General features: G+C 68.9%; 11 protein-coding genes. 4 read left to right on the forward strand and 7 right to left on the reverse strand.

Features of this window, described 5'->3' with window-relative positions:
• The first annotated feature begins 164 nt into the window (after window positions 1-164).
• Window positions 165-896 (forward strand): HemK2/MTQ2 family protein methyltransferase, encoded by a 732-nt coding sequence (locus TU34_RS11555; RefSeq protein ID WP_238981259.1) that lies wholly within the window; start codon window positions 165-167, stop codon window positions 894-896.
• Window positions 893-1087: a CDGSH iron-sulfur domain-containing protein gene (locus TU34_RS11560; protein ID WP_045823028.1), complete on the forward strand. Its 195-nt coding sequence runs from the start codon at window positions 893-895 to the stop codon at window positions 1085-1087. The genes TU34_RS11555 and TU34_RS11560 overlap by 4 nt, the downstream gene beginning before the upstream one ends.
• Window positions 1088-1144: 57 nt before the next feature.
• Here the strand turns inward: TU34_RS11560 and TU34_RS11565 are convergent, their stop codons facing one another.
• Window positions 1145-2176: an iron-containing redox enzyme family protein gene (locus tag TU34_RS11565; protein ID WP_238981260.1), complete on the reverse strand. Its 1032-nt coding sequence runs from the start codon at window positions 2174-2176 to the stop codon at window positions 1145-1147.
• Between the two features lie 71 nt (window positions 2177-2247).
• On the reverse strand, window positions 2248-2694 hold the full coding sequence (locus tag TU34_RS11570) for an ATP-binding protein (protein WP_150116500.1): 447 nt from the start codon (window positions 2692-2694) through the stop codon (window positions 2248-2250).
• 176 nt (window positions 2695-2870) lie between these two features.
• Between TU34_RS11570 and TU34_RS11575 the strand changes: the two genes are divergently transcribed.
• Window positions 2871-4373, forward strand: coding sequence for an FAD-dependent oxidoreductase (locus TU34_RS11575; protein ID WP_052688877.1), 1503 nt, complete (start codon window positions 2871-2873; stop codon window positions 4371-4373).
• A gap of 15 nt (window positions 4374-4388) precedes the next feature.
• On the opposite strand, the gene TU34_RS11580 is transcribed toward TU34_RS11575, so the two are convergent.
• The gene (locus TU34_RS11580; protein WP_082080183.1) at window positions 4389-5258 is read right to left on the reverse strand and encodes a SigB/SigF/SigG family RNA polymerase sigma factor; all 870 of its coding nucleotides are present in this window, start codon (window positions 5256-5258) and stop codon (window positions 4389-4391) included.
• A gap of 464 nt (window positions 5259-5722) precedes the next feature.
• Here TU34_RS11580 and TU34_RS11585 point away from each other — a divergent pair, with 464 nt between their 5' ends.
• Window positions 5723-6634, forward strand: a complete 912-nt coding sequence (locus TU34_RS11585) for a manganese catalase (RefSeq protein WP_045823029.1) — start codon at window positions 5723-5725, stop codon at window positions 6632-6634.
• A 10-nt stretch (window positions 6635-6644) separates the two neighbouring features.
• Here the strand turns inward: TU34_RS11585 and TU34_RS11590 are convergent, their stop codons facing one another.
• From TU34_RS11590 to gltB, 4 genes are all read right to left on the reverse strand, one after another.
• Complete coding sequence (locus tag TU34_RS11590; RefSeq protein ID WP_045823269.1) at window positions 6645-7511, reverse strand: acyl-CoA thioesterase; 867 nt, start codon at window positions 7509-7511, stop codon at window positions 6645-6647.
• 114 nt (window positions 7512-7625) lie between these two features.
• Window positions 7626-9044, reverse strand: coding sequence for a pyruvate kinase (gene pyk, locus TU34_RS11595; protein WP_045823030.1), 1419 nt, complete (start codon window positions 9042-9044; stop codon window positions 7626-7628).
• Window positions 9045-9096: 52 nt separating this feature from the next.
• Complete coding sequence (locus tag TU34_RS11600; RefSeq protein ID WP_045823031.1) at window positions 9097-10614, reverse strand: glutamate synthase subunit beta; 1518 nt, start codon at window positions 10612-10614, stop codon at window positions 9097-9099.
• Window positions 10607-15193: a glutamate synthase large subunit gene (gene gltB, locus TU34_RS11605; protein WP_045823032.1), complete on the reverse strand. Its 4587-nt coding sequence runs from the start codon at window positions 15191-15193 to the stop codon at window positions 10607-10609. Before gltB ends, TU34_RS11600 begins: the two co-directional genes overlap by 8 nt.
• Window positions 15194-15501 lie beyond the last annotated feature (308 nt).

Here is a 15501-nt window from a genome sequence, read left to right on the forward strand (position 1 = left end):
GTTGCGGGGGTCGGACACCGCCGATGATGTTCGGTCCCTGAGGTTTGGTCCGGGGAGTCGCCGGGTACCCGGTTCGCACGGGTGTCGCGGCAACGGCATCGTGGACGTCGACGTCAGAGGTGACAGTGCTCCTCAACCCCCTCCTCCCCTCCCACACCACGCATGTGACCGATCCGCTCGCCTTCGCGGGCGCGTCTGTGCGCGACGCGGTGGTCGCACCGCCGACAGAGGGATTGCTCCCCCACGAGTTCACGCTCGGCGATTCTGTGTACGCGCCCCAGGAGGACTCGTTCCTCCTGATCGAGGCCATGCGGGCCGACAGCGACGCCATCGCGGGTCGGCGGGTGCTCGATCTGTGTTGCGGCAGCGGTGTCATCGGCATCGCCGCGGCCTGTCTCGGGGCGCGTGAGGTGATCGCCTTCGACATCAACCCCGAGGCGGTGCGCAGTACGGCGGTCAACGCCGCAGACGCCGGGGTCGTCGTCGACGCTCGGCAGGGCTCCATCGCCGAGGCGCTCGCCGCGGGTCCGTTCGACGTGGTGCTCAGCAACCCGCCGTACGTCCCGGCACCGGACGGTGTGGCCGGCGGGGACATGGCGGCGACCGCGTGGGATGCCGGTGCCGACGGCCGCTCGGTTCTCGATCCGTTGTGTCGCGCCGTTCCCGACCTGCTGACGGCGGAGGGGATGTGTCTGTTCGTGCACTCGGAGACTTCGGGTGTCGACACCACCGTGGCGATGCTCACCGCCGGGGGCGTGGGCGCGCAGAGCGTGGCGTCCGGGCACATCCCGCTGGGGCCGGTGCTACGCGAACGCGCCGAGTGGTTGGGTCGCCGCGGGCTGCTCCCGCCCGCGGCACAGACGGAGATGCTCGCGGTCGTCCGGGGTCGTCGATGACCGGGCGGCACACGGTCCGGATGGTGGCGGGCGGTCCGATCATGGTGGAGGGTCCGGTCCGCATCGAGATGCCCGACGGTGCGGTGGTCGAGTCGGACCGATTCCTGGTCGCGATCTGTGCGTGTAAGCGGAGCAAGACGTTCCCGCTGTGCGACACCAGCCATCGGCGGCGGGCGCGCGCCGTCGAGTGAGGCCGCCGCACCCGCCGGTGCTGCGGCTCAAACCCGATCTGTCGGACCCGTTGTCGCTCAGTCGATGTCGATGGCTGCGTCCCCGCGTTGCCACGACTCCATCATGTGGTCGGCCAGCCGACCCTCGACGAGGTCGAACGCGCGCATGCCGAACAGGACGTCGTCGTGCAGATCGGGTTCGTGGGTGATGAGGTCTCCGACCACGTCGGTGCGCATCACCTGTTCGTGCACCGCGTCGGCCTCGACGTGTTCGCGATAGAACGCCGCGCATGCGGCCGGCGCCCCCAGGCGATCCATCGCCTCGGCGAGACGACGTGAACCGGGCGACGAGGTGATCTCGGTGGCGGCCAGATGTCCCACCGATGCGCCGCGCAGCGCCCGGTGCAGGCCGATCATCGACATGAGGTTCACCGTCACCAGGGCCTGCGCGGGCGCGCGGTCGAGGTACCCGAGGTAGGTGGAGTCGAGTCCCGCGGCGTCCATGAGGTCGGCGAACAACTGCTGGTGCATGCGGTCGCCCCGCCCGCCGCCGTACTCGTCGAACTCGACGGCGACGAATGCCGCCTTGCTCCGCCCGGTGAGGCGCGGGATCGCCCAGGCGTGCGGGTCCGCCTCCTTGAGGTGATAGAGCGACCGCACCGCGAGGTACTCACGCATCTGTGTCCAGGTGCCCTCGTCGCGGAGGAAGTAGGAGGGTCCGGTGCCGTCGATGGGTTCGACCGACATCTCCGACATCTCGCGGTCGACGTCGTCGTCGGGGCCGATCGGCGCGATGTCGACATCGAGGGCGGAGCGGAAACGCGCCTCGAGGTGGCGACGCAGGCCCAGGAGTGCCGGGTCCCACTCCCATTCGGGATCGACGCCCGCGAAGCCGCGGTAGTGCAGTTCGTAGCAGGTGTAGAGGGCGAGGTGGAGGTCGACGCCGTACGGGTCGGCCTCGGCGACCGCGGCGAGTGTGACCGGCGACGGTGCGTCGGCGTCCGGTCGCGAGCCCCTGAGGAGTTCGACCACCTCCGACGACAGCGCGCCGCGTCCTGCCGGCAGGGCCGGACCGGTGGACCGGACCGATTCGTGGATCGCGATGCTCACGCATTCTCCTGTTGTTGACGGCACAGGTGTGCCGGATAGCCTGTGCGACGACATCTCAAACCCCGCCCAGCTCACAGCGCCGGCGCGGTGGGTTTCGTCTCCGTGGACCGCGACTTGGCCATTCGCACCAGCACCTCACGGTCGGGGGCGACCCCTGCCACGTCGATGGTGACCGAATCGGCGACGGTCCGCACGACATGCCATCCGAATCCGTCTGTCGACAGTGTCGACGCAGACCGCAACACGCCGCGGACCTCGACGGCGACACCCGCCGGAACGGCCAGGAGCGAGCAACCCACCGTGTCGGTCTCGCGCGAGCGCGTGATGATCTGGGTGGCGATCTCGTCGACCCCGAGGACGACGTCGGAGACATCGGCGATCGAGAAGTCCTCGGTCAGCAGAACGCTCTCCACCACCGACCGGATGACCGTCAGGTTCGACAACGACGCGCCGACGACCAGTTGCGCCGGGACCGCCTGCCGCGCCGACACCCGATCGACCTCGCTCGCGTGGACCACGATCACTCCTGACGTCGATTCACCGACCACCGCATCCCCGGGTATCCCGCCGGCACCGACCTCAAACGCCCCACCGGATCAGCGGCGTCCGGGGGTGCCGGTCGGCACACCGTTTCGATCACGCTCGTGGCGGGTAGTCCTAGCGGAGACAGATCCGATTCGGCGAGAGGCATCAGATGACGTCATTGTGGTTGCAGGATCGGTCCCCGGAGCCGACGACGGACCTGGCCCGGGGCGCGCGATACGACCACGTCGTCATCGGCGCGGGAATCACGGGCCTGGTCACCGCGGTCCTGCTCGCACGTTCCGGTGCGACGGTGGCGGTTCTGGAGGCACGCCACCGGGGCGCGGTCACCACCGGCAACACGACCGGGAAGGTGAGCCTGCTGCAGGGAACGCGACTGTCGTCGATCGCGTCGCATCACGGGATGCGGGCGGTGAACGACTACGTGGCGGCGAATCGTGAGGGAATGGAGTGGCTGCTGCGCTATTGCGCCGACAGCGGCGTCGACGTGGACCGGGAGTCGGCGATCACCTATGCCGCCGGTGCCGATGGCGCGAAAACGGTCCGATCACAGTTCCGTGTGGCCCGCGAGGCGGGTCTCGATGTCGCTCTCATCGACCACACCGAACTCCCGTTCGCTGTGCAGGCAGCCGTCGAACTCGCCGATCAGGCGCAACTCGACCCCATGCCCCTGCTCGACGCGCTGGCCGACGAGGTCCGCCGCCGGGGCGGCACTGTCATCGAGGGGGTGCGGGTGACGGGGACGAGCCTGCTGCGTCCGGCACTGACGAGTCGCGGCGACCTGACCGTCAGCACCGACCGCGGGCAGGTGAGCGGAGGCTCGGTCGTGGTGGCGACCGGCAGCCCGATCCTCGACCGCGGCGCCCATTTCGCGCGCCTCACCGCGCAGCGGTCGTACGCCGGAGCCTTCGAGATCGACGACCCGATGCCCCGATCGATGTACCTCGGGGCCGATTCGCCGTCGGTGTCGCTGCGGTACGCCACCCGCTCTGACGGGACGACCTATCTGCTGGTCGGCGGCTTCGGGCACGAGGTCGCACGCGGTGGATCCGAACGGTCGCACGTCGACGATCTCCTGACGTGGACGCGGCGGACCTTCCCGTCGGCACGGCTGCACGCTCGCTGGTCGGCGCAGGACTACAGCTCCTTCGACCAGCTGCCCTACGTGGGCCCGGTGCTTCCCGGAACCGACCGGGTGCTGGTCGCGACAGGATACGCGAAGTGGGGAATGACCAACGCCGTCGCCGCGGGCCTGGCGATGTCGGCCCACCTGCTGGGCGGCGACATCGACTGGGCGCGGACGTTCCGGAATTCGCGTCCCTCTCAGGCGTTGTCGCTTCCTTCGGCCGCGTCGGCCAACGCCTCGGTGGGCCTGCACATGGCCCGCGGGTGGGCCAAAGTGGTCGCCTCGACCGATCCGGGAACGCCCCGGGAGGGCGAGGCGCGGACCGGACATCGTGGCGGTAAGCCCATCGCGGCGTGCACCGTGGAGGGTGCGACACACACCGTCTCCCCCGTCTGCCCGCACCTCTTCGGGATCGTGGAGTGGAACGACGCGGAGAAGTCGTGGGACTGCCCTCTGCACGGTTCACGATTCGCCGCCGACGGCGCGGTCCTGGAGGGGCCGGCGACGTCCCCCCTCACCGCGATGTGAGGCGCTCGGAGGCCGTCAGACGCCGTCGAGGGCTGCGTCGTCGAGATCTGCTCGCAGCGCGGCCAGTGTCTTCGAAAGGATCCGCGAGACATGCATCTGCGATATGCCGATGCGCTCGGCGATCTGCGACTGTGACATCGAACCGAAGAAGCGGAGCCCGACGATCTGGCGCTCTCGATCGGTCAGCCGTGCGAGCGCGGGCCGCAGCGTGGCGACATGTTCGACAGCACCCATGCGTTCGTCGATGTCGCCCAGTGTGTCCTGTAAACGCATGGTGGACGCATCGCTGGTGATCTCGGCGTCGATGGAGCCCGCGTGGTACGCCGACCGGGCGACGAGGCCGTCGACCACCGCATCGAGGTCGAGATCCATCTCGACGGCGATCTCACTGGGCCGAGGCGCGCGGCCCAACCGCTGCAACATGGCATCGGAGACCTTCGCGATCTGCATATAGTTCTCCTTCGTCCGCCGTGGGACACGTAGAGACCACGTGGAATCCCGGAAGTGGCGGCGTACCTCACCCATCACGGTGGGCACGGCGAACGACAGGAAATCGGAGCCGCGTGCGGGATCGAACCGGTCGACCGCGTTGACCAACCCGAGGCGGGCGACCTGGACGAGATCGTCGAACGCCTCACCCCGCCCTCCGAACCGACGGGCGACGTTGTCCGCCAACGGCAGACACCGTGCGATCACATCGTCTCTCGCGCAGATGAATTCGTGCGACCCACCGTCCAGCTGCGCCAACGCGGCGATACGGTGCGCCACGTCGGCGTAGTCGTCGTCGCGGCGCGGTCGTCCACGCTCACGACGGCCATAGAGCCGTGCGGGCGCGGGGAGCGGCTGCGGGGATGTCGTCGACGGGGAGGAGTAGTCGGGGTGCATGGATCACCTCGTCACACAGAGGAGGGAGGTGGGCACATCCGCATCGAGTTCTACGAAGCGGGACGGGGGTCACTGGATTCGACACCACCCGAGGGCCCTGAGCTGTACGAAGGGGCTCACGCCTCAACCGGTCCGCACGTACTGCTGATCGTGCCATGCCTGCGCCGAGATGACCACCCCCGAGACCGATGGGGCGTCGACGGACAGCAGGCCCCATCGGCTCCGACTTCGTGACCGATCACCATCGGGCATCGTGCCGCGCACGACGTCGACCGCAGCCGAGAAGCAGCGCGTATGCGACCTCCGCAGGCTCGGAGAGGTTTGGGACCCCTCCCATGCGGGGCACCCCCTCAGAGAACGACCGGCAGAGACCGTAGCCGAGCACCACATCGCGATCACGCCGAATTCTGGCTGTGCACAAAAGGATCCGGGGGCCCACGGCCCCTGCCGACGAGAGGTCTCCCATGTTCCGACACACCGACCATCTGCAATTTGACGTGGCCCCGGAGAAGCCGGACCCGGTCTACGCCCACAAACTGCAGGAACTCATCGGCGGCACCTTCGGTGAGATGACCGTGACCATGCAGTACCTCATGCAGGGCTGGAACTGCCGCCTCAAGGGCAAGTACAAGGACCTCATCATGGACGTCGCCACCGAGGAGATCGGTCACGTCGAGATGATCGCGACGATGATCGCCCGTCTGCTCGAGGGCGCTCCGGCCACCGATTCGACGAAGAACGCCGCGGGTGACCCGGTCGTCGCAGCGGTCATGGGCGGGATGGACCCGCAGCAGGCGATCGTGGCCGGTGGCGGGGCGATGCTCGCCAACAGCAACGGGGTCCCCTGGAGCGGTGGTTACATCGTTGCGAGCGGAAACATGTTGGCGGACTTCCGATCCAACGTGGCGATCGAGTCACACGGGCGGCTGCAGACCGCCCGGCTCTATCACATGACCGACGACCCCGGCGTGAAGGACATGGTGAAGTTCAACCTGGCCCGCGACACCTATCACCAGAATCTGTGGCTCGCCGCGATCGAGGAGCTCAAAGCCGACGGGCTCGAGGACACCATCGTCCCGAACGACCTGATGGACGTCGAACACGCCGAACACGCCACCAGCCTGTGGCACCTGTCCGACGGCGCCGATGCGGACAAGGGCCGGTGGGCGTACGGCGTAGCGGCCGACGGGCGTCATGAGAACGGCTTCCTCGCCGACCCGGTCCCCTTGGGGTCCGCCCAGGCCGGGCCGCCGCCGGACCCGAAGCTCTACGCCACCTACGACGGGGCGATGGGTGAACCGCGCACGCCTGCCTTCGGTACCGAGAAAGGCATGCTCGGCAAGATCAAGGACGCCGTGGACCCGGACAAGAACTGAGCTCCGGCGGTCAGTCCCGGGCGGGGAAATGCTTGATCAGTGCCTCCTGCACGACCGTGGTCGCCAATGTCCCGTCGAGGGTGAAGAAGCGACCCGAGGCGAGGCCGCGGGATCCGGCGGCGACCGGCGATTCGGTGGCGTAGAGCATCCACTCGTCGAACCGGAAGTCGCGGTGGAACCACATCGAGTGGTTGACGGTGGCGGCGAACAATCGGTCGATGCCCCAGGACAGGCCGTGGGTGGTGATGATCGAGTCGAGCACGGTGGTGTCGGAGGCGTAGGCCATGGTCGCGACATGGAGCAGCGGATTGTCCGGAAGAGTGCCGTCGGCGCGCATCCACACGCGGTTCTGCTCCAACCGCTCGCCGGTCTCACGGGCCTTCCACGTCGGGTCGTTGGCGAACCGGATGTCGATCGGGTGCAGTGCGTCGACGAACGCGGCGATGCGGTCCTCGTAACCCTTGAAGTGCTCGCCTAGCGGCGGCAACTCGTCGGGATAGGGCACCTCGGGAGTCGACACGGCGTGCTCGAGGCCGGCCGAGCTGTCCTGGAACGCGACCAGCATCGTGAAGACCTCGGCGTCGCCCTGCATCGCGGTGACCTGCCGGTTGGCGAAACTCCGGGCGTCCCGAGAACGGTGCACGTGATAGTGGATGGGTCGCTCGACATCGCCGCCACGGATGAAATGCGCGTGCAGCGCGTGGACGGGCGGCGAACCCTTCACGATGGTGCGTCCGGCGGCGATGACGCCCTGGGCGAGGAGCTGTCCACCGAAGGTGCGGGCGGTCTTCTGTTCGGGGTGTTGCCCCACGAACACGTCGTCGCCGGCGTCGGTCAGATCGAACAGGCCGAGAAGCTTGTCGAGATCACTCTGCATGGTCACTTCCACTGCACGGCCCCCTCGTCGATGCATCCCGCTCGGCGCCGACTCCCACGCCGGACCGAGTTCCCCCGGGATGAAATTCAGGTCAGAACGCTGCGGTTCTCACCCTCAGTGATCCTCTTCACCGATGCGGTGCACGTGGATCAGGTTGGTGGACCCGACCGTACCGGGAGGTGCACCCGCCACGATCACCACCTGATCGCCGACGTTGAGACGGCCGATCCGCAGCAGCGAGGAATCGACCTGGCGGATCATCGCGTCGGTGCTCTCGACGGGGTCGACCAGGAACGTCTCGGTCCCCCAGCTCATCGCCAACTGGCTGCGCACCTCCGGGAGCGGTGTGAACGCCAGCAGCGGCAACCGCGTGTGCAGACGCGCGAGTCGGCGAACGGTGTCACCGGACTGCGTGAACGCGACGAGCGCCTTGGCGTCGAGGCGTTCACCGATGTCGCGGGCGGCGTAGGAGATGATGCCGCGCTTGGTGCGCGGGACGTGGCTCAGCGGCGGGACCGCGCGCGTGCTGTTCTCGACGGCGTTGACGATCCGGGCCATCGTGCGGACGGTCTCCATCACGTACTTGCCGACCGACGTCTCGCCCGAGAGCATGACCGCGTCGGCGCCGTCGAGCACGGCGTTGGCGACATCGGACGCCTCGGCGCGCGTGGGCCGCGAGTTCTCGATCATCGACTCGAGCATCTGGGTCGCGACGATGACCGGCTTGGCGTTCTCGCGCGCCATCTGGATGGCCCGCTTCTGCACCAGGGGTACCTCCTCGAGCGGCAGTTCCACACCGAGGTCGCCGCGGGCGACCATCACGGCGTCGAACGCCAGCACGACGGCCTCGAGGTTGTCGATGGCCTCGGGCTTCTCGAGCTTGGCGATCACGGGCACCCTGCGGCCGACGCGGTCCATCACCTCGTGCACGAGCTCGATGTCGGACGGTGAGCGCACGAACGACAGGGCGATGAGGTCGACACCGAGCGCCAACGCGAACTCCAGGTCGGCGGTGTCCTTGTCGGACATGGCCGGCACCGACACGTTCATGCCGGGCAGCGACACGCCCTTGTTGTTGCTGACCGGACCGCCCTCGGTCACCCGGCAGACGACGTCGTTGCCGTCGACATCGACGACGGTGAGTCCCACCTTGCCGTCGTCGACGAGCAGTCGGTCGCCGGGCTGGGCGTCGACCGCGAGTTCCTTGTACGTCGTCGACACGCGGTCGTGGGTTCCCTCGATCTCGTCGACGGTGATCCGGACCTGCTCGCCGGTCGCCCACTCGGTACGGCCCTGCGCGAAGCGCCCGAGACGGATCTTCGGTCCCTGGAGATCGGCGAGGATGCCGACGGCGCGCCCGGTGATGTCGGAGGCCTCACGGACCCGCTCGTACATCGCCTGGTGGTCGGCGTGGCTGCCGTGGCTGAAGTTCAGGCGCGCGACGTCCATGCCGCTCTCGACGAGTTCTCGAACGCGCTCCGCCGAATCGGTCGCAGGGCCCAGTGTGCAGACGATCTTGGTACGGCGATTCACCCGGCCGAGCCTAGTCTCCCCGTCCGGCCAACTCCATCACTGCGCCAACATGTCATCTCGCGGAAAGACTCGCGGTCGACAGCGGGAGCGCACCCGGATGGACCGGAGCCGGCAGATCGGAGGCGCCCATGAGGAATTCGTCGACACCGCGTGCCGCGGCCCGTCCCTCGGCGATCGCCCACACCACCAGCGACGCGCCGCGGTGCGCGTCGCCGCAGACGAACACACCCTCGGTCGTGGTCTGCCACCCGCTGCCGCAGGAGAGTGTGCCGCGGGCGGTTGTCGACAGGCCGAGGTCGTCGAGCAGCGCCATCGGTTCCACCCCCTCGAAGCCGATCGCGAACAACGCGAGATCGCAGGCGATCTCGAAGTCGTCGCCGATCGGGACCACCGTGCGTCCTCCGTCGCCGTCGCGCCGGACCTCCACCTCGGCCAGCACCAGGTGGGTGACGTGTCCTCCGGCGTTCCCACGGAACCGCTGCACCGCGACCTGATATCGGCGATCGCCGCCCTCGTGGTGCGACGACGACGTCCGCATGACCAACGGCCAGGTGGGCCACGGCGACAGTCCGTCGTCGCGACTGCGCGGGAGTTCGGGGTTGTAGTCGAGCTGGGTCACCGACGCCGCACCCTGACGGTGCGCGGTGCCCAGACAATCGGCACCGGTGTCACCGCCACCGATGATCACCACGTGCTTGCCGCGCGCGGTGATCGGACTGGGTCCGTCGCCCTCGCACTCACGGTTGGCGGGCACGAGGTGCTCCATCGCCAGATGGACCCCGTCGAGTTCGCGTCCGGGGACCACGTTGTCGCGTGCCGCGAGCGCCCCCACCGCGAGGACGACCGCGTCGTGTCGGTCGCGCAGATCGGCGACGCCGAGATCGACGCCGACGTCGACGCCGGTCCGGAACTCGGTGCCCTCGGCGCGCATCTGCGCCAACCGCCGGTCGATGTCGGACTTCTGCAGCTTGTACTCGGGGATGCCGTACCGCAGCAGACCGCCGAGGCGGTCGTCGCGTTCGTAGACGGTGACGTCGTGCCCGGCGCGGGTCAGCTGTTGGGCGGCGGCGAGCCCGGCGGGACCCGAACCGACCACGGCCACCGATCGGCCCGATCGCACCGCGGGCATCTTGGGCTCGACCATGCCCTCCTGCCAGGCCACCTCGGCGATCGTCTTCTCGATGCGTTTGATGGTGACGCTGCCGCCGGTCGTCTCGTCCGAGATCGACAGGACGCACGCCGACTCGCACGGCGCGGGACAGATCTTGCCGGTGAACTCGGGGAAGTTGTTGGTCGCGTGCAGGCGGTCGGCGGCGGCGTCCCACCGCTGTCGACGAACCAGGTCGTTCCACTCCGGGATGAGGTTGCCCAGCGGGCATCCCGCCCCGCCGGAGTGGCAGAACGGGATGCCGCAGTCCATGCATCGCCGCGCCTGCTCGGAGACCTCCGCGCGCAGGGCGAGCGGATCGGGGTGCTCGTAGACGTCGGCCCAGTCGTGCACCCGCTCGGTCGCCGGCCGGGCGCGGTCCTCGCGCTTGCCGACGGTCAGGAATCCGCGTGCGTCAGCCACGTGCCGCCTCCATGATCGCCGAGTCGACGTCGCGACCCTCCGCCTGTGCCATCCGCGCGGCATCGAGCACGCGCTGGTAATCCGTCGGCATCACCTTCGTGAACGCCTGCGACCGCCGGGGCCAGTCGGCGAGCAGGGACGCACCGACACCCGACCCGGTCAGCGCCGTGTGCCGGGAGATCGTCTCGCGCAGCCAGGCGAGGTCGTCGGGGTCGGGCCGCTGCAGCGCGACCATCGCGCGGTTGACCTTCGCCGGATCGAGATCGTGCACGAACGCGATACCGCCCGACATCCCCGCGGCCATGTTGCGTCCGGTGGGTCCGAGGATCACCACCCGTCCCCCGGTCATGTACTCACAGGCGTGGTCGCCCACGCCCTCGACCACGGCGGTGGCACCGGAGTTACGCACCGAGAACCGTTCGCCGACGCGGCCGCGCAGGTAGACCTCTCCCGAGGTGGCCCCGTAGAGCAGGGTGTTGCCGGCGATCACCTGGTCCTCGGCGACGAACGACGCCTCGGGATCGGGCCGCACGATCACGGTGCCCCCGCAGATCCCCTTCCCCACGTAGTCGTTGGCGTCGCCACGCAGGTCGATCGTGACACCCGGCGGGAGGAACGCACCGAGCGACTGTCCGGCCGAACCGGTCAGGTTCACCCTGATGGTGTCGGCGGCGAGCCCCGCCGCACCGTAGCGCCGCGTGACCTCGGCGCCGAGCAGCGTGCCCACGGTCCGGTTCACGTTGCGGACCGGCAGGTCGAGGGTGACCGGGTGCGCGTCCTCGAGTGCCCCCTCGGCGAGCTGGATGAGCGTCTGGTCGAGGGCCTTGTCGAGCGCGTGGTACTGCTCGCCGGTCCGGCGGCGGGCGCCGGGGACGTCGGGCATCGCGAAGATGGGCGACAGGTCGATGCCCCTGCTCTTCCAGTGCGCCACACCGTCGGCGGTGTGCAACACGTCGGCCCGCCCGACGGCCTCGTCGATCGACCGGAACCCGAGCATCGCGAGGTGTTCGCGGACGTCCTGGGCGATGAAGCGGAAGAAGTTCACGATGTGGTCGGCCTGGCCGGTGAACCGCGCACGCAGCACCGGGTTCTGTGTGGCGACCCCGACCGGACAGGTGTCGAGGTGGCAGACACGCATCATGATGCAGCCGGCCACGATGAGCGGCGCGGTGGAGAAGCCGAACTCCTCGGCCCCGAGGAGCGCGGCCACCATCACGTCGCGGCCGGTCCGCAGGGCGCCGTCGCACTGGACGGTGATGCGGTCGCGTAACCCGTTGAGCATCAACGTCTGCTGCGCGTCGGCCAGACCGATCTCCCACGGTGTGCCCGCGTGTTTCAGCGAGGTCAGGGGCGAGGCGCCGGTCCCGCCGTCGTGACCGGAGATCAACACGACGTCGGCGTGGGCCTTCGACACCCCCGCCGCGACCGTGCCCACACCGACGGCCGAGACGAGCTTCACGTGGATGCGCGCGTCGGAGTTGGCGTTCTTGAGGTCGTGGATGAGCTGCGCGAGGTCCTCGATCGAGTAGATGTCGTGGTGCGGGGGCGGTGAGATGAGCGCGACACCGGGCGTGGAATGCCGGGTCTTGGCGATCCACGGGTACACCTTGTACGCCGGGAGTTGCCCTCCCTCACCGGGTTTCGCACCCTGGGCCATCTTGATCTGGATGTCGGTCGCGTTGGTGAGGTAGTCGCTGGTCACCCCGAATCGACCGGAGGCGACCTGCTTGACGGCGCTGCGCCGCGCCGGGTCGTACAGCCGGTCGGTGTCCTCGCCGCCCTCGCCGGAGTTCGACCGTCCGCCGATCCGGTTCATCGCGATGGCCATCGTCTCGTGGGCCTCGGCGGAGATCGACCCGTAGCTCATCGCCCCGGTGTTGAACCGGGTCATGATCGACTCCACCGACTCGACCTCGTCGATCGGTACCGGCGAACGGCCACCCGCGCCGTCGCCGGCCGCGACGAAATCGAACAGGCCACGCAGCGTGCCACCCTCGGCGGAGAGGCGGTTCACCTCGTCGCAGTAGCGCCGGTACACCTCCTGTTTGCCACTGGCGGTCGCGTGCTGCAGCAGGAAGACGGTCTCGGGGGTGAACAGGTGCAGCTCGCCCTCGCGGCGGAACTGGTACTCGCCACCGACGTCGAGGCGACGGAAGACCTGCTCGGTGGGGTTGTCGGGGAAGGCGCGGCGGTGTCGGATCGCCACCTCCTCGGCCAGTTCGGCCAGCCCGACACCCTCGATCCGCGACACCGTGCGCGTGAAGTACTCGGCCACGAGATCCGACGACAGGCCGACAGCCTCGAAACACTGTGCGCCGGTGTAGGAGCTGACGGTGGAGATGCCCATCTTGCTCATCACCTTGAGCACACCCTTGCCCAGGGCCAGCAGGTAGTTGCGCACGGCTCCGGTGGGGGCGACGCCGGTCAGCTCACCCTCGCGGATGAGGTCCTCGATGGACTCGAACGCCAGGTACGGGTTCACCGCCGCGGCCCCGAATCCGATCAACAGCGCCACATGGTGCACCTCGCGGGCGTCACCGGTCTCGACCACCAGCGCGACCCGCGTGCGCTCCTTGGTGCGCACCAGATGATGGTGGACCGCCGAGACCGCGAGCAGTGACGGGATCGGGGCATGATCGCGATCGGCCTCGCGGTCGCTGATCACCAGGGTGGAGTGCCCGTCGGCGATGGCCGCGGACGCGCGGTTCCGCAGATCGTCGAGGGCGCGGGCGAGTGCCTCACCGCCGCCGCCGATCTCGAAGTGCGCCCGCAGGACACGGGCCGACAACCCTCGGTGATTGCCGTCGTCGTCGATGTGCACGATCTTGGCCAGCTCGTCGTTGTCGAGGACCGGCCACGGCAGCACGATCTGTCGGCACGACGCCGCCGAGGGCTGCAAGAGGTTGTGTTCGGGGCCCATGACCCGCGCCATCGACGTGACGATCTCCTCGCGGATCGCGTCGAGCGGCGGGTTGGTGACCTGCGCGAAGAGTTCGACGAAATAGTCGTAGAGCAGCCGTGACCGGCGGGAGAGCACCGCGACCGGGGTGTCGGTGCCCATCGACCCGAGTGGCTCGGCACCCCCGGCGGCCATGGGCGTCAACAGGATTCGCAGGTCTTCCTCGGTGTACCCGAACGACACCTGCCTGCGCACGACCGACTCGTGGGTGGGGACGAAGCGAGGTCGGTCGGGAAGGGTGGCGATCTCGAGGAGTCCGGCGTGCAGCCATTCGGCGTAGGGCGCGGCGGTGATGAGATCGGACTTGATCTCCTCGTCGCCCACGATGCGACCGATGGCGGTGTCGACGAGGAACATCCGACCGGGCTCGAGGCGTCCCTTGGCGACGACGTCGTCTTTCGCGACGTCGAGGACACCGGACTCCGACGCGAGTACCACACGGCCACTGCGGGTCTGCCACCACCGGCCGGGGCGCAACCCGTTGCGGTCGAGCACCGCACCGACCACGGTGCCGTCGGTGAAGGTGACGCACGCGGGGCCGTCCCATGCCTCCATCAGCGATCCGTGGAACTGGCAGAACGCCCGCCGGTCGGGGTCCATGTCGGCGACGTTCTCCCAGGCCTCGGGGACCATCATCATCACGCTGTGCGCGACGCTGCGACCGCCCAGGTGCAGCAGTTCGAGGACCTCGTCGAGGGACGCGGAATCCGACGCGTCGGGGGTACAGATCGGGAACAGTCGCCGCAGATCGCCGGGGATGAGGTCGCTGTCGAGCATCGCCTCCCGTGCGCGCATGCGGTTCCGGTTGCCGCGGACGGTGTTGATCTCGCCGTTGTGCGCCACGAAGCGGAACGGGTGCGCGAGTGGCCACGAGGGAAAGGTGTTGGTGGAGAAACGCGAATGGACGATGGCGATGGCGCTCTCGCATCGCTCGTCGCGCAGGTCGGCGTAGTACAGCGGCAACTGGGTGGTGGTGAGCATGCCCTTGTACACCATCGTGCGACTCGACAGGGACGCGAAATACACTCCGCTGCCCTGCGATTCGATCATGTCGTCGGTCTGCTCGGCGCGCTTGCGCAGGGGATAGACGATGCGGTCGAGATCGATCCCCGCCGGCCGGGGCATGCCCTCGGCGGTGTCGACCGTCACGAACAGCTGCGCCATGTGCGGCATGCACCCGCGGGCGGTGGCGCCCAGATCGGCCCCGTCGGCGTCGGTCGGCAGGTCGCGCCAGCCCAGGACGGTGACACCCTCCTCGCCGGCGATCGACTCGATCCTCGCGATCGCCGCGGTGCGCGCGGCCACCTCGACGGGCAGGAAACAGACACCTGCCGCGTAGGTGTGGTCGCCCGACAGGGCCGGATCGGGAAGGTCGAATCCGGTCTGCGCACGCAGGAGGGCGTCGGGCAGTTGGATCAGGATCCCCGCACCGTCACCGCTGTTGGTCTCGGCGCCCGCCGCACCACGGTGGTCGAGGTTCTCGAGCGCGAGCAGGGCGTCGGAGACGATGCCGTGCGAGCGCCGACCGTGGATGTCGCAGACCATCGCGACGCCGCACGAATCGGACTCGGCGTCGGGATCGTAGAGGCCCTGCGCGGGTGGGAATGCGGAGAACAACACCGGTGACAACCTCCACGACAGGCCTGGTGGCCATCAGGGATGGGTCCTCAGGACTGCACCGGCCTGCGGGAGATACGGGCTCGCGGACGACTCACAGACCCGCGAATCCCGATGCTAACACCGCCGTCGCGCCACCGTCGGGTGGATTTCGCCCGGTCAGGACGGCGTGCGCGTACCGCTGGTGTCGTCGCTGTCGGTGCTGTCGGCGCCGGGCTCGTCGGGTTCGGGCGCCGCGTCGCTCCCCGGGGTTTCCGCGGGGTCGGTGTCCACGGGTTCGGTGGCACCGGAGTCGATCTCGTCGGGTTCGG

This window comes from Williamsia herbipolensis (assembly GCF_000964005.1).
Taxonomy (GTDB): domain Bacteria; phylum Actinomycetota; class Actinomycetes; order Mycobacteriales; family Mycobacteriaceae; genus Williamsia_A; species Williamsia_A herbipolensis.

What these genes read in the sequence shown, in the direction of transcription:
- TU34_RS11575 (WP_052688877.1), top strand. Translation starts at nt 2,871, where the DNA reads ATGACGTCATTGTGGTTGCAGGATCGGTCCCCGGAGCCGACGACGGAC.
- TU34_RS11580 (WP_082080183.1), bottom strand. Translation starts at nt 5,258, where the DNA reads ATGCACCCCGACTACTCCTCCCCGTCGACGACATCCCCGCAGCCGCTC.
- TU34_RS11585 (WP_045823029.1), top strand. Translation starts at nt 5,723, where the DNA reads ATGTTCCGACACACCGACCATCTGCAATTTGACGTGGCCCCGGAGAAG.
- TU34_RS11560 (WP_045823028.1), top strand. Translation starts at nt 893, where the DNA reads ATGACCGGGCGGCACACGGTCCGGATGGTGGCGGGCGGTCCGATCATG.
- TU34_RS11590 (WP_045823269.1), bottom strand. Translation starts at nt 7,511, where the DNA reads ATGCAGAGTGATCTCGACAAGCTTCTCGGCCTGTTCGATCTGACCGAC.